Here is a 14,827-nt window from a genome sequence, read left to right on the forward strand (position 1 = left end):
TCTTTTTATATACAACACATAAGAATCTCTTGGTTGTTGTATATATTTGTAAAATGATCTATAATGGATTGATACGAAATGGAGGAAAAAACCATGAAAAAGGTAGGAATTACATTGTTTTTATTGGCTTGTACACTTGTCTTTGTAAGTTGTAAGCTTTCAGATAAAGAAAAATTGAACGAGGAAGCATATCTACTCTATGCTTCTAAGGATTATAATGGGGCAATTGAAAGCTATACAAAGGCGATAGAAAGCTACCCGGATTATTCGGATTTTTATACAAATAGAGGAATGGCTTACCATGAAGTTGGTGAGAATGATTTTGCAATGAAGGATTTAGATAAAGCAATTGAGCTTGATCCAAAAAGTCCTGAAGCTTACGGGAATAGAGGATATGTGAACCTAGCTTTAGGTTATAACAATGCTGCTGGGGAAGATTTGAATAAAGCATTAGAGTTAAAGAGCAAATTTGAATCAAAGGACAGTTTAATGCTTACCTATTTAAATATGGGAACGTTAAAAAGTATTCTTGGAGAAAAAGATGAAGCCTTAGAATGGTATGATAAAGCAATAGCTATAGGTATTGAGGATCCAGGTGTATACAATGCTAAGGGAATGGTGCTGAAAGATTTACTAAGATATGAGGAAGCCTTAAGTTATTTTAACAAAGCCTTAGAGGTCGATGAGAGCTTTGCATATGCCTATAGTAATCGAGCAAATGTGTATTTAATTCAAGGAGAATTAGATCTTGCAATGTCAGATATATCAACTGCCTTAAAAATTGATCGAAATATTCCGCAGAGTTATATTATCAAAGGACAGATTTTAAGTGCACTTGATAATCCAGAGGAAGCAATTAAAGTATATTCAACTGCAATATCGATTTGGCCAGGGTATTCAGAAGCGTATTTTCAACGTGGTACTGTATATTTTAATAGTGGAAATTATGCAGAAGCGATATTTGATTATACCTTTGCTACAGATTATGGTCAAATGGAAGGATATAAAGGTAAGGGGAAGGTATTTCGAAAAATAGGACAGTACGAAGATGCAATCACTAGTTTTAGTAAATACTTAGAAGTAGTAGGGGATGACCCTAATATTTTCATGGAGCTAGGGATGACCTATCAAGCAATGAAAGCGTATGATAAAGCGCTAGCGTCATTTGATAGAGTGATTAGCTTAACAAAGGATTTTGCTGACCCGTATATTTTAAAGGGCTTGACCTACGAAGAAATGGGAAAATATAGCGAAGCCATCCGTATGTTTGATAAGGCGATCGAGATTGAACCAGAAAATCAAACAGCGATAGATGAAAAGAAACATATACAAGAAACATATCAATAGAGCATATTATTTTTATTCCAAACCGATACTAAGGATAAGGAATAAGATATGGAGGTAATTATGACAGAAGAGGTTAAGCGTCATGTGGAAGAACGAGTTATTTTAGTAGCAATATCAATGCAAAGACAAGAAGCAGAAACACAAGCATCAATAGAAGAGTTAGAAGATTTGGTGAAAACTGCGGGAGCAATTACAGTTGGCGTCGTAATTCAAAATAGAGACAAATTTCATCCAGGTACTTATGTCGGGAAAGGTAAGATCGAAGAGATCAGGGAAGAGATTGAAAGAACGAATGCAACAGGTATTATTTGTGATGATGAATTATCACCTGCCCAGCTTAGAAATCTTGAAAGCGAATTAAATGCAAAGGTAATTGATAGAACAATATTAATTTTAGATATCTTTGCTAAGCATGCACATACAAAAGAAGGTAAGCTTCAAGTAGAGTTGGCACAACTAAAATTCACCTTGTCAAGGCTTGCTGGGCTAGGAGCAAGCTTATCTAAATTAGGTGGGGGAATTGGAACAAGAGGCCCTGGTGAAAAAAAACTGGAAATGGATCGAAGATACATTAGAGATCGAATCGGTATATTAAAAGATGAATTAGAGGAAATGAAAAGGCATAGAGATATGTTGCGCGAAGGCAGGAAAAATATTGGGAAGCCAATGATTGCAATTGTAGGGTATACGAATGCGGGAAAATCAACAATTTTAAATCAATTAACAGATGCTGGAGTACTGCAAGAAGATAAGCTTTTTGCAACCCTAGATCCAACAACAAGAAATCTTAGTTTGCCAGATGGTAAGGAAATCATGTTGACAGATACGGTTGGTTTTGTAAGAAAACTACCCCATCATTTGATACAAGCTTTTAAGTCTACACTTGAAGAAGCGGCATTTGCCGACATATTGCTTCATGTAGTTGATAGTTCTAGTCCTCAAGCTAGTCGTCATATTGAGGTTGTATATGAAACCTTAGAAAAACTTGGAGCTGGTGATAAACCAGTATTAACATTGTTTAACAAGATTGATAAAGAAGGTGCAGACACTTCTCTTAAGGATTTGAAGGCTTTTAAGACAGTTAATATGTCTGCTATTAATAGTGTTGGTTTTGACGAAATGTTAAAAATACTAGAAGATAAATTGCAAGAGGATAAAATTTTGATTAAGACAACGATACCCTACGATCAAGGGAGTACGCTTCAAGCGATACGTGTGTATGGACAAATACTAAAAGAATCCTATGAAAATGATGGTACTTATATTGAAGCATATGTAGATCACTTTCTTCTTAACAAATACAATTTATCAATTTAATTATTTTGTATTTTATCTAGTTTGGTTATAGGCATAGATTGCTGTATTTCACAGAAAATTCGACGACAACAGGTAAATATAAAAAATATATAGGACATAATGACTAATTTGAAAAACACTATATATTGTGGTTATTTTGTAAAATGCCCACACTATATGGTGTTTTTTGATTGACTTAAACCCTGATACTGTGATATATTATTCTCAACAGAATTTATATATGGAAGGTATTGGAAGGAGAAAGAATTATGTTTAATGTAGTAAAACGAGACGGGGAAAATACAAGCTTTCAGTTACAAAAGATTAAGGATGCGGTTATTAAATCCTTTGTAGCAACAGAAAAAACATATACAGACGAGATTATGGATATTCTAGTGTTACGTGTCACTGCTGACTTTCAATCTAAGATAGCAAACAATCAAATTACGGTTGAAGATATCCAAGACAGTGTTGAAAGAGTGCTTGAACAGACTGGTTATACGGATGTTGCAAAAGCTTATATTCTTTATAGACGTCAAAGAGAAAAGATACGTAATATGAAGTCAACCATACTTGACTACAAAGAAATTGTTGATAATTATGTGAATGCGCAAGATTGGCGAGTAAAAGAAAATTCAACTGTGACTTATTCAGTTGGAGGACTCATTCTTCATAATTCAGGAGCTGTTACAGCTAATTATTGGTTATCCGAAGTATATGACGACGAAATAAGCAATTCCCATAGAAATGGGGATTTACATATTCATGATTTATCAATGTTAACAGGATATTGTGCAGGCTGGTCCTTAAAGCAACTGATACAAGATGGCTTAGGTGGAATTCCTGGTAAGATTACCTCGGCTCCTGCTGGACATTTATCTACTTTATGTAATCAAATGGTTAACTTCTTAGGGATTATGCAAAATGAATGGGCTGGAGCACAAGCATTTTCCTCCTTTGATACCTATTTAGCACCTTTTGTAAAGGTTGATAATTTATGCTATAAAGAAGTTAAGCAATGTATTCAATCCTTCATATTTGGTGTGAATACGCCAAGTAGATGGGGAACACAATCTCCTTTTTCTAATATAACGTTAGATTGGAAGGTTCCACATGATTTGGCAGAGCTACCTGCACTAGTAGGTGGGGAGGAACTTGATTTTAAATATAAAGATTGTCAAACAGAAATGGATATGATTAATAAAGCATACATTGAAATTATGATCGAGGGGGATGCTAATGGAAGAGGCTTTCAATATCCAATTCCAACCTATTCAATCACAAAAGAATTCGATTGGGCAGAAACAGAAAATAATCGCTTATTATTTGAAATGACAGCTAAATATGGTACTCCATACTTTTCAAACTATGTAAACAGTGATATGGAACCAAGTGATATTAGAAGCATGTGTTGTAGACTAAGATTAGATTTAAGAGAGTTACGTAAAAAACAAGGTGGATTTTTTGGTTCAGGTGAAAGCACAGGTTCAGTTGGTGTTGTAACGATTAATCTTCCTAGAATAGCATATTTATCAAAAAACCAAGAAGAATTTTATACCCGTTTAGATCGTATGATGGATGTGAGTGCAAGATCGTTAAAAACGAAGAGACAAGTTATTGATAAGTTGTTACAAGAAGGTCTATATCCATATACACGAAGATATTTAGGAACCTTTGACAATCATTTTTCTACGATAGGATTAGTCGGGATGAATGAAGCAGCATTAAATGCATGCTGGATTGGAAAAGACTTAACCAATAAAGATGCGCAAGCCTTTGGCCTTGATGTCATTGATCATATGAGAGAGCGCTTAGCAGATTATCAAGTAGAATATGGTGATTTATACAATTTAGAGGCAACACCTGCTGAGTCAACTAGTTATCGTTTGGCAAAGCATGATAAGATGCATTGGCCACTCATTATTACTGCAGGTAAAAGTGGGACAACACCTTATTATACCAATAGTACAAATCTTCCAGTGGATTATACGAGTGATATTTTTGATGCATTAGATATACAAGATCAATTTCAAACACGCTATACATCGGGAACAGTGTTTCATGCTTTCTTAGGAGAAAAGGTATCAGATTGGAAGGCTGCAGCTAAGTTAGTTAAAGTAATTTCAGAAAATTATAAGCTTCCATATTATACAATATCTCCAACGTATTCAATATGTAAGGACCATGGTTACTTGAGCGGTGAACAATATACTTGCCCGCATTGTAAAACAGAAACAGAGGTTTATTCAAGAATCACTGGATATTATAGACCGATCAGACATTGGAATGATGGAAAAGCGCAAGAATTTAAAGAGAGAAAATCTTATGAGCCAGATATTGAAGGGTATCAAAACAAGGCGTTGGAAGAAGTTGCAGTAGCTGAAAGCCCAGGAATCTATAGTGAATCAAGTGAGGATACTAAAAAGCTTTTATTTACAACTAAGACATGCCCTAACTGTCATGTTGCTAAGGAATATCTTCATAAGGATTTTATGATTGAAGTGATTGATGCAGAAGAGCATGAATTGTTAACTGAAAAATATAATGTTCGGACTGCTCCAACCCTTATTGTTGTTAGCAATGATATTGTTAATAGATATTCAGGTCTATCTAGTATAAGAAAGTATGCAGACGAAATTGAAGATTAAAAGGAAAAACGAAGATGAGTTTAGCAGATAAAATTTTTATAAATATGTGTAAAGATATTATTGATTATGGTTATAGCTCCGAGGGGCAGCAAGTGAGGCCAAAGTGGTCTGATGGAGCTATGGCGCACACCATTAAGAAATTTGCAGTAGTGAATCGTTATGATTTAAGCTGTGAATTTCCAATGCTTACTCTAAGGCCTACTAATTTAAAGGCGGCTATTGATGAAATCTTATGGATTTGGCAAAAGAAATCCAATAATATCAAAGACCTGAATAGTCATATATGGGATAGTTGGGCTGACGAAGGGGGTTCTATTGGTAAGGCATATGGTTATCAATTAGGAGTTAAGCACAAGTACAGTGAAGGTCTTTTTGATCAAGTTGATAGAGTATTATTTGATTTAATAAACAATCCCTATAGCAGACGTATTATGACCAATCTATACAATCATGAGGATTTGCATGAAATGAATTTATATCCTTGTGCCTATAGTATGACGTTCAATGTAGTAGATAATAAGCTTAGTGGAATATTAAACCAAAGATCTAATGATATATTAGTAGCCAATAACTGGAATGTTGTCCAATATGCGATTTTGCTTCATATGTTTGCACAAGTTTCAGGCCTTGAAGTAGGAGAGCTCGTACATGTTATAGCAGATGCGCACATCTATGACAGACATATACCAATTGTCAAGGAATTAATCGTTAGAGAGACTTATGAGGCACCTAGACTGATTATCAATAAAGAAATTAAGAGTTTTTATGATTTTACCGTAGATGATTTTACATTAGAGGGATACAAAGCAGGAGATCAGATTAAAAAAATACCTGTTGCAGTATAATTGACAATATAAGCTTGAAAGAATGGTGATATGGCTTGAATTTTATTGTGGTTGTTGATCAGAATTATGGAATAGGGTACAAAGACAAGTTATTAACCCATATACCTGAGGATCTAAAGTATTTTAAGAAAATGACGCTAGGTAAAGTAATTATTATGGGTCGAACAACGCTTGAAGCTTTACCGGGTGGTAAGACATTACCAGGTAGAACAACGATTGTAATAACAAATAATCTAGATTATCATTTTAAGGGTGTAGTTGTTGCCCATGGATTAGAGGAACTTTTTGAAATTTTAAAGCCCTATCGAGATGAAGATATATTTGTAGCTGGTGGTGAGACGATTTATAATCTTCTATTACCATATTGTGAATACGGATATGTTACACATATAAAGGCAGAGTTTGAAGCAGATAAACATCTGGCTTGCATAGAACAGCTTGCTGAGTGGGAAAAGATATGGGATAGTGAAGAAAGTAGTCATAATGGGATCTTTTTTAGTTTCCATAAGTATATCAATCATCAGGTTGTAGATTGGCGAAAATTTTAAGTTTTACAAAATATAGATCCCATCTCATTTTGGAGTTAATCAATCCAAGGTGAGATGCGATCTTCTTATTTAACGAGCTGTTTTTCTATGCTTGGTTTTCTTCAATGAATTTCTGTAATTTCGCTGCCTGAATACCTTCTGTTTCTGCACAGGATTGAAAGAATTCTTTGATTTCCTCATCTTGTATATCATTTGCATAGTTTTTAAAATCTCTAACTTGTTCTTGCGTATCTAGCAATGCTTTTTTTAAACGATCCAATGTAGATAATTGCATTTGTAATCCTCCTAATATAAGAAAATCGGCTGAGCTAAGTTAAATTCTCGTTACCTATCTGCCGCTTTTCCAATTGTTTATGCAGAACTTTCTTGCGTAATAAAACCTAAAACATATGGCTACTAACTTTCACTTACATTATTTCATTTTACTTGGTGAAGGCCATGTCGTGAAAGTTTCTTAATGAATAATAAATTCATAAGCTTATTATGTATGAAAATTCAGGGTACTATTCATAATTAACAGTTAAAAACTTTCGTTTACATTATTTCATTTTACTTGGTGAAGGCCATGTCATGAAAGTTTATTAGTATATAAAATAATAAAAAAGTATAGACAATAACTTCCTATTATTTTATAATTATTTCAAGGGGAAAACTAAATATAAGGGGGAGTTCAAAACATGAGATATAGGCCAGAGGGGGCCGTATCTATCTTTCTGTGTGGTGTGCTTTTAGTACTCATTGTGTTTTCATGCACTATAATTGATGTAACTAGAATTCATATTGCGCAAGGTCAGGCAGAACGTGCACTTCTAAATGCAAGTCATTCTATTCTAGCTTCTTATGATTCACAGTTACAAAGTCAATATGGTATTTTCGCAAGAGATTTCTCTTCTAAAGCAACAATTCAAAATGATCTTTATCATTACATCCAACCTTCACTAAATCCCAATTCCATTGAAGAAGTATCAAAATCCACCAAGGAAAGCCATTATTTATTTAAGTACGATATCAACATAATGGATATACCTAATAGCTATTCAATCATCAATACTAAATATATTAAACTTCAGGTTCTAGAATTTATGAAATTCAGAGCACCTTTTATTGTTCTGGAGCCCTTTCTTGAAAAAATGGGCATTATGAGCAAGGCGTCTAAGACAACAGAAATTATTGCCCAAAAAAACGAGGTAGTTTCTGAGGTTCAGTCACTTCAAAATAGCTTTATCAAGCTTGAAATGTTAATAGATGGAATTATGATAGATAAGGATAAGGGAACTATTATTACTGATGAAGAAGGTAATCCAACGCTTAGCCCAAACTACATTAAAAAAGCCATTACTTCAGATACATATACTTCCCCAATCTATTCTGAAAAAGAAATACCACTTGAAAGCTATAGGAATTTACTAAACCAAAATATCTGGAAGCTAGATGAGACAATAAATACTTATAAAAATGATCTTTTAGGATGTGAAGCTTCGATAAAGGATGCTTTTACTTCCCTAAGGACGATTGAAGCACTTGAGAAATATAAACAAGAGGTTGAAAGCATTTTAGCAAGCCTTCCAATTGACGCAGAAAGCTATGGGTTACAAGCTTTTGAACTACAGATAGAAATAAGTCAAATCATACTTCAAATTCAAGAGGAAGAGGAGAAAATGAAAGCAGCTGTGGCGCTTTTTCATTCACTGGACGAGGATATTTATTTAACGCAGCTTCCTAAGATAAAGCTTCTAATAGATGAATATATTCCTTCTGAAAAATATGGTAACAAAGGACTTTTAGAAGAGGCATTGGTAGAAATAGAAATAATCAAAGCGCAAACTCCTGTTGTGGCTGAAAAAATTGGTGCCTTTAAGATTGTGTTAGAAAACAAAGAAGGGAACTACATTACAGATACATGTAAAAGTATAAAAGAGGAAGTGAAAGGTTATGAAAAGCTACTTGGTATAAATGCGGAAAAGGAAGTTACAGTTGTCAACGATATTCTTGCAATGGAAGAAGTTATGGAAGAGAATATTGCAGTCTTAAAACAAATCGAGGAGAATGTTTTAGTTACCCAAAGCAGTAGAGAGATCATGATTGGGCAGTGGTGGAAACAAAACAGCATAGTAAATGAAAATGCAGAAAAGTTACTTGCTCTTTTTAAAGAGGATTTCATTGCAAATATTCATACACCCTATACAAGTAATCCGCAGACAGAGGTTTTAAAAAACCTGGATGAAATAGAAGTTAAACTAGATCATTATAATAGAGGGTTCTATTTTGACTATACTTCAATTAGCACTGAGGTTAAGTCGGATTTTGACTTCTCTAGTTTTGTTGAAAGAGCAAAGGGACTTTTTCCACAAATTAAGTTACCAAATCTGGAGCTTAGTATTTCGGATGACAGTCTACCTTCACTAAGTAAGGGGATTGCTCCATCAACAGAGGAAGACAAGCCACAAACAATTGATATTTCAGCAAGCAATCATTTTTTAGATATACTTAAAAAAATGGGTGGAGATCTAATAGAACGATTTACCGATTTGAGAAATGCAGTTTACATAAATGAATACATTATTGGTATGTTTAGCTGTGCTACCAATCATCACAAGGATGAAAAAGGGTTAGCGGTAGAAGCTTTGACATTAAATAATTATCCGAAATCCAAACATTATTTAAATTATGAAGTTGAGTATGTTCTTTTTGGACAATCCGTTGATTATGCGAACTTATTGGCTACTTGTGGAATCATATTTGCACTAAGAATCGCACTAAATACGATTTCACTATTGTCAGACATGGATAAGATGAAAGCGATTACAAATACAGCGAATGCGATTGCTGGATGGTGGAGCCTAGGAATTGGAAGTATTGTTGTTACGGTAGTTTTGACATTAGTATGGGCGATGATAGAGTCAGTTTCAGATGTCCAGAAGCTATTGTCTGGAGAGCGGGTTCCAATCATTAAAAATTCTGATACTTGGGAGACGGATATTTTAAGTGGAATAACAAACGTGGTGAGCGAGACGGCAGAGGATGCCGCTCAGGTCGAAGAAAAAGGTTATTTACCTAGTCTAGGGTATGAAGATTATTTTAAGATTAATGTTACTAGGGGGGGTGGTAAAGGAAGATACGAAATTACTTAGAATATTAGATTTAATTCAACTTAATATTTCGAAGGAAAGAGGAGAAACCATACTATTGGAAAATTATGTTTCTGCATTTGAATCAGAAGCGGATTTTGAAGTGAACTTTATCTTTTTTAAATTACCCTTTATGTCTAGGAGGGCAAAAGAATTAGGTTCTAATTTTAGCTTTAGTAAAAAAGTTAAGGTATCTTATTAAGGAGGGATTATGAAAAAACTTAAAGGCTCATTGACGATTGAAGCAGCACTCGTATTTCCAATGTTTTTGATGGTTGTTTTTTCGGTAATTTATTTTATTAAAATAATCTATATTTATGAACAAATCCAGTTTGCGATCACTGAAGTGGCAAACCAAATAGCGGTAGGAGCATATATATTAGATGATGCAGGTATCCTTGATTTACAACAAGAAACTTATAATCAGGCGAAGGGTAATGTAGAATCAGCAACAGGATCAGTTGAAGATGTGCTTCAAGAATTAGAGGGTTTGACCCAATTTAAAGTAACGAAACAAGCAGGAGGCAATTTAGTTTCTTCGACTAACAGTGAGGAAGGAGGCTCTTGGAGCGAAAAACTCAACAACGTATCAAAGGAGATTTCTTCTATTAAGAATCAAATTGAAGAAAGAATTACTGGAATTTACAATGTTGTAACTGAAGCCGTTGAATGTATTCAAATTCTTACGGAAGATTCAAAACAAATGATTGTATCCATGGGGGTCGTCCCTGGTATGGAGATTGTCAACAATGCGATCGGTTCAAAGGTAACAAACACTTTGTTTAATCAATACATAACAGAAAATGATTATATCAATTGGGGAATTATAAATGAGGAAAAAGGGATGGATTTTACGGGGTCACAATTTTTCCTAAAAGATGAGGATGTATGTATCGTTGTTAGATACCAAATTGAAATGCCTTTTTTAAAAGGTATATTAGAGCCTATAACAATAACGCAAGCAGTTAGGTCGAGAGCATATACTGGAAATGGTAATTTTAATAGTAAACTTGAAAAGGCTCAAAAGCTTAATGAAGAAGGAAAGGAATCCATCGTTTATGTTACAAAGAAAGGTACCAAGTACCATACCGATAGAAGTTGTCATTATATTGATATCAAAATAAAGGACAGCAGCTATGGAGCAATTAAGGATAATGAAACAATTTGTGAGGTTTGTGCAAAGAATGGATTGGTAACAAGTGATTCGGCTATCGTTTATTCAACTGATGCCAGTGATATTTTTCATACATCAAATACATGCTGGACAATAAAAAGAGATGTAATGACAATAACTTTAGACGAAGCACTAGACAGTGGTTATACCCATTGTAGTAAATGTAAAGAAGGGGGTAAATAGATGATTTATTTTTTAAATATAATATTGTTTTATTTTTTGACATTAATATTAGGTATTGTTACATATATATACCTTGCAGTAAAAATGAAAATACCAAGAGGAAGGGTTGTGTTGGCATTGGCGGTTATGCTGTGTATTATTATCAATTCTATGATGATATTTCAACATAAGTACGGATTTAACAGCTATAGTATGATATACATATTTTTGGTTTATGTTTTATGTATGCTTACGATACATGATTTACTTGATAAGTGCATACCATTAAGGTGGTTGGTGTTGGGTGGTGTTATGGGAAGCGTTATGCTAGTTTACAATCCAAATATAAGTATATTAGAAGGCATAGCTGGTTCGTTTATTACTGGGGTCTTGCTGGTGATCATATCAAAGGTTACAAGAGGTGGTATTGGCATTGGGGATGGGTTCGTTTTTGCATTCATTAGTTTGATTGTAGGCTGGAAAATGGCCTTAACAGTGCTGATTCTTGCATTCATGCTTTCAGGGTTTATAGGAATAGTTCTATTTGTGTTAAAAAAGGTAAATCATAAAACATCTATTCCGTTTATGCCCTTTATACTTGCTGTTACGATATTTATCTTATGGACGTAGGAGGTAATATGAGCGTAAATGGAAGCTTTACAGTTGAGGCTAGTATGATTTTCCCAATCATTTCCTTAATACTAATAGTCGTTCTTTCCATTGCGATTTATACACATGAAATGGCTTGTATGCAAAGCATTGCAAATGGTGCTCAAAATGAGGTGCAGTGCTTTTGCGAAAGTACCGAGTATGAGGATAGATTGGAAAGAGGGCTTTACATAGATGCGAATTTTGAGGATCGATTGGTACAGCATATCAATTCATATGTGAAGGATAGAGCTGAAAAGACATTAATAATGACGAACAAGGAAAGGCTTGCGATTGAAGTGGAGGTTACTCCTTTTATGGTGTATAAAAAAATAGACTTATCAATTTCAAAGGGTTTTACAACACCTTTTCGTTTTAATTATATGATTGGATTATTAAAAATTGATGTTCATTCAAGCTCAAAGTTACTTCAGCCAGCCAATACAATTAGGATGGTTGATGTAATGGATGATTTAACAAATGATATTACGGCTACAAAAGCACTAAAGGAAAGGTATGAAGAAATTCTAAATAAAATAGAAGAATCAATTAACGAGTGGATATAGTTTCAGATTTTATGTTATTGACATATAGTATACTAAGTTTAATAAGCTCTAGGAATGTAGTAGAGCTTAGTCTTATTTGTGGAGAGATGAGCATGAATGAAAATAACAATTCCTACTGTAGCAATTCGAAAGATATGATCACAGCATTAAGAGACATCATAGATGTATTGTACGATGGTTACTGTAAGGTCTTGAGTGACGATGAATTATGTCCGACAATCCGCAAAAAGATGAGAGAGTTAGAGTATCGTTCGAAGAGAGAAAAGCGATATAAACTATTGAAGGTATTTAACATTTTAAACGCTACGCAGCCTAGTTTGAATTATAATTGCAATTTGAACAAGGAAGTAGTAATATCTATATTAGATGAAATATATATTTTATGTATAGAAGTACTATAACAATCAGAGTAGGAGGAAATGTAAAATGCAGTCAAAACCAAGATTATTATTAGGATTTTTTATTATTGCAGTTGGTGTTGTATTTATGCTTGATGTACTCACTGTAATTGATGCGGGTCGAGTTTTCCATGACTTCTGGCCTTTGCTTTTGATCGTTTTTGGATTATTTGCAATGATTGATAAGAATTCCTCTTCTTTTGTCGGCGGTATATTAATATTAATTGGCGTGTACTTTCAACTGAATATGTTGGATTTAGAAATATTAGATAACGTAAATATATCCGAATTCATATTACCAGTAATTATAATTATAATAGGTGTGAAAATTCTAGTTAAGCCCAAATGAAATCATTGAAACAAGTTTTAAGAAAACCTTTTAGACTGGTGAATAGATTTGCTTTCACTGGTTTTTTTGTGTGTTAAGAAAGTTTTCGTGACATACCTTTGACCAAGTAAAAGGGAATGGATGATAAAAAAGTGTAATAGCCATACTTTTTATTTAATGGGTATGATTTTTATAGGCGATTTGAAGCGGGCACTTTCGAATAATATAATAAATCAGAGGCATAATAAATAGAAATGAGAGGAAGTGATTATAGATTAAAGGTCTTGAAGTAATATTAGACAGTAAGTTTTGGATTGATTTGTTAGAAGGCATTACTGCACTTGGACCAATTGCGGGTATACTACTCATCATGACTGAAGCGTTTATTCCTGTTTTACCTTTATCAGTTTTTGTAGCAATCAACGTAATGGCATATGGCTTCTGGCAAGGATATTTGTATTCTTGGATTGGAAATGTGTTAGCTTCTATCCTTCTTTTTTCTATAATAAGAAGATATGGTACAACTAGGTTTAGGAAAAAGATTGAGTCAAATAGAAATTTAAATAATATATTTGTGTGGATTCAACAACATGGGTTTATGCCTATTTTTATATTGCTTTCTTTTCCCTTCACGCCGTCATGTTTGGTGTGTGGGCTATCTGCTTTGGCTGGAATCAGGTATAAAACATTTATCTATTCTATTGTTTTTGGCAAGCTCATTATGATTTTATCCTTGAGCTTCATAGGATATAATATTTCAGAGTTTTTGAATCAGCCGATTAAGTCGGTTGTGTTGATTTTATTAACTTTAAGTATATCGTTTGGTGCAAAGGTGATTATGAGGCGTTATGAGAAGAAGCTTGATAGGATGAGGTTTGAAGAAGATATTGATTTGAATGAGGAAAAAAAAATTGCATAATTAAATAGAATGGTTTTTTTGGTAGTGATAAAAGAGAAAACGAGACGTGTTTTGTTGTGTTTTGTTTTATGCGTAAAGTGAACTGTTGTGAAATGAAAAGAGATAGTCTTTAGTATACGTATTCATGAGAATGGGTAGGTAATTATTTTTCTGGCCTTACCCTTTCGGCCGGTCGGGCGAAAAATAATTACCTACCCATTCTCATATATGGCAATAGACTATTTAGTTCAAAACAGGGCATCTTTTTTCTGAAATATAGTCGAATGATTTATGTTATTGATACGGAGTTATTTGATAAGCCAGTTGTTGGGGTTTTGATAAAAGTAACTGCTTGATTTGTAACTGTTGAGATAATAGTAAATATCTCTTGTCGGGCTTTGACGAAAAAGCAAAAAAAATAAAAAAAAGGTCAAAACGGGTTGACATTGATTTGTGGGGGTGATATAATTACTTTCGCTGCTGAGCTGAGCAAACAAGTGCCAACAAGCAGCATTTTAACAGCAATGTTAGGTAGTTATGGAGACAGTAAATTTTACACGAAATTGATGGTTGACATAACGCATTGAAGATGATATACTAACTTTCCGGCCAAAAAGCAACACGGTCTGGGAGAAAGAAAAAGAGCAATAACAGGACCTTGAAAACTGAACAGTAAACCAACCAATTAATTCAAGTAATGACTCAGTTTTCGCGTAAGCGAAATACTGAACAGGTTTTATCAATATGACAAGTTTTCACGTAAGTGAAAATACTTGAAAAGCGAAAAAGCCGAATGATAATAGTCAGCTCAAAATGAACAAGATTAAACATGAGAGTTTGA

General features: G+C 33.9%; 14 protein-coding genes. 13 read left to right on the plus strand and 1 reads right to left on the minus strand.

From position 1 onward, the window contains the following. The first annotated feature begins 78 nt into the window (after positions 1 to 78). From CVU84_10955 to CVU84_10975, 5 genes are all read left to right on the plus strand, one after another. A complete protein-coding gene (locus tag CVU84_10955; protein ID PKM94575.1) occupies positions 79 to 1,347 on the plus strand; it encodes a hypothetical protein in 1,269 nt (422 codons plus the stop codon). A gap of 60 nt (positions 1,348 to 1,407) precedes the next feature. Continuing rightward, positions 1,408 to 2,664 carry a GTPase HflX gene (gene hflX, locus CVU84_10960; GenBank protein ID PKM94576.1) on the plus strand — a complete coding sequence of 419 codons (1,257 nt, stop codon included), beginning with the start codon at positions 1,408 to 1,410 and terminating at the stop codon, positions 2,662 to 2,664. Positions 2,665 to 2,912: 248 nt separating this feature from the next. Beyond that, positions 2,913 to 5,291, plus strand: coding sequence for a ribonucleoside triphosphate reductase (locus CVU84_10965; protein ID PKM94577.1), 2,379 nt, complete (start codon positions 2,913 to 2,915; stop codon positions 5,289 to 5,291). A gap of 14 nt (positions 5,292 to 5,305) precedes the next feature. Continuing rightward, positions 5,306 to 6,136, plus strand: a complete 831-nt coding sequence (thyA, locus tag CVU84_10970; GenBank protein ID PKM94578.1) for a thymidylate synthase — start codon at positions 5,306 to 5,308, stop codon at positions 6,134 to 6,136. 35 nt (positions 6,137 to 6,171) lie between these two features. Then, positions 6,172 to 6,684 carry a diacylglycerol kinase gene (locus CVU84_10975; GenBank protein ID PKM94579.1) on the plus strand — a complete coding sequence of 171 codons (513 nt, stop codon included), beginning with the start codon at positions 6,172 to 6,174 and terminating at the stop codon, positions 6,682 to 6,684. An 85-nt stretch (positions 6,685 to 6,769) separates the two neighbouring features. On the opposite strand, the gene CVU84_10980 is transcribed toward CVU84_10975, so the two are convergent. Continuing rightward, on the minus strand, positions 6,770 to 6,958 hold the full coding sequence (locus tag CVU84_10980; protein ID PKM94580.1) for a hypothetical protein: 189 nt from the start codon (positions 6,956 to 6,958) through the stop codon (positions 6,770 to 6,772). Positions 6,959 to 7,361: 403 nt separating this feature from the next. Between CVU84_10980 and CVU84_10985 the strand changes: the two genes are divergently transcribed. The 8 genes from CVU84_10985 to CVU84_11020 all read left to right on the plus strand — a co-directional run bounded on the left by CVU84_10985 (position 7,362) and on the right by CVU84_11020 (position 14,007). Beyond that, positions 7,362 to 9,815 carry a hypothetical protein gene (locus CVU84_10985; protein PKM94581.1) on the plus strand — a complete coding sequence of 818 codons (2,454 nt, stop codon included), beginning with the start codon at positions 7,362 to 7,364 and terminating at the stop codon, positions 9,813 to 9,815. Continuing rightward, complete coding sequence (locus tag CVU84_10990) at positions 9,787 to 10,014, plus strand: hypothetical protein (GenBank protein ID PKM94582.1); 228 nt, start codon at positions 9,787 to 9,789, stop codon at positions 10,012 to 10,014. The genes CVU84_10985 and CVU84_10990 overlap by 29 nt, the downstream gene beginning before the upstream one ends. Positions 10,015 to 10,023: 9 nt before the next feature. Then, the gene (locus tag CVU84_10995) at positions 10,024 to 11,169 is read left to right on the plus strand and encodes a hypothetical protein (protein ID PKM94583.1); all 1,146 of its coding nucleotides are present in this window, start codon (positions 10,024 to 10,026) and stop codon (positions 11,167 to 11,169) included. Next, a complete protein-coding gene (locus CVU84_11000) occupies positions 11,170 to 11,778 on the plus strand; it encodes a hypothetical protein (GenBank protein PKM94584.1) in 609 nt (202 codons plus the stop codon). Positions 11,779 to 11,786: 8 nt separating this feature from the next. Beyond that, on the plus strand, positions 11,787 to 12,362 hold the full coding sequence (locus CVU84_11005) for a hypothetical protein (GenBank protein ID PKM94585.1): 576 nt from the start codon (positions 11,787 to 11,789) through the stop codon (positions 12,360 to 12,362). Positions 12,363 to 12,454: 92 nt separating this feature from the next. Then, the gene (locus CVU84_11010; protein ID PKM94586.1) at positions 12,455 to 12,763 is read left to right on the plus strand and encodes a hypothetical protein; all 309 of its coding nucleotides are present in this window, start codon (positions 12,455 to 12,457) and stop codon (positions 12,761 to 12,763) included. A gap of 25 nt (positions 12,764 to 12,788) precedes the next feature. Beyond that, on the plus strand, positions 12,789 to 13,109 hold the full coding sequence (locus CVU84_11015; GenBank protein ID PKM94587.1) for a hypothetical protein: 321 nt from the start codon (positions 12,789 to 12,791) through the stop codon (positions 13,107 to 13,109). A 298-nt stretch (positions 13,110 to 13,407) separates the two neighbouring features. Further along, positions 13,408 to 14,007: a hypothetical protein gene (locus CVU84_11020; GenBank protein ID PKM94588.1), complete on the plus strand. Its 600-nt coding sequence runs from the start codon at positions 13,408 to 13,410 to the stop codon at positions 14,005 to 14,007. The last annotated feature ends 820 nt before the right edge of the window (positions 14,008 to 14,827 follow it).

The organism is Firmicutes bacterium HGW-Firmicutes-1, assembly GCA_002841625.1.
Lineage (GTDB): Bacteria > Bacillota > Clostridia > Lachnospirales > Vallitaleaceae > HGW-1.

What these genes read in the sequence shown, in the direction of transcription:
- CVU84_10955 (PKM94575.1), top strand. Translation starts at nt 79, where the DNA reads ATGGAGGAAAAAACCATGAAAAAGGTAGGAATTACATTGTTTTTATTG.
- hflX (PKM94576.1), top strand. Translation starts at nt 1,408, where the DNA reads ATGACAGAAGAGGTTAAGCGTCATGTGGAAGAACGAGTTATTTTAGTA.
- CVU84_10965 (PKM94577.1), top strand. Translation starts at nt 2,913, where the DNA reads ATGTTTAATGTAGTAAAACGAGACGGGGAAAATACAAGCTTTCAGTTA.
- thyA (PKM94578.1), top strand. Translation starts at nt 5,306, where the DNA reads ATGAGTTTAGCAGATAAAATTTTTATAAATATGTGTAAAGATATTATT.
- CVU84_10980 (PKM94580.1), bottom strand. Translation starts at nt 6,958, where the DNA reads ATGCAATTATCTACATTGGATCGTTTAAAAAAAGCATTGCTAGATACG.
- CVU84_10985 (PKM94581.1), top strand. Translation starts at nt 7,362, where the DNA reads ATGAGATATAGGCCAGAGGGGGCCGTATCTATCTTTCTGTGTGGTGTG.
- CVU84_10995 (PKM94583.1), top strand. Translation starts at nt 10,024, where the DNA reads ATGAAAAAACTTAAAGGCTCATTGACGATTGAAGCAGCACTCGTATTT.
- CVU84_11000 (PKM94584.1), top strand. Translation starts at nt 11,170, where the DNA reads ATGATTTATTTTTTAAATATAATATTGTTTTATTTTTTGACATTAATA.
- CVU84_11005 (PKM94585.1), top strand. Translation starts at nt 11,787, where the DNA reads ATGAGCGTAAATGGAAGCTTTACAGTTGAGGCTAGTATGATTTTCCCA.
- CVU84_11010 (PKM94586.1), top strand. Translation starts at nt 12,455, where the DNA reads ATGAATGAAAATAACAATTCCTACTGTAGCAATTCGAAAGATATGATC.
- CVU84_11015 (PKM94587.1), top strand. Translation starts at nt 12,789, where the DNA reads ATGCAGTCAAAACCAAGATTATTATTAGGATTTTTTATTATTGCAGTT.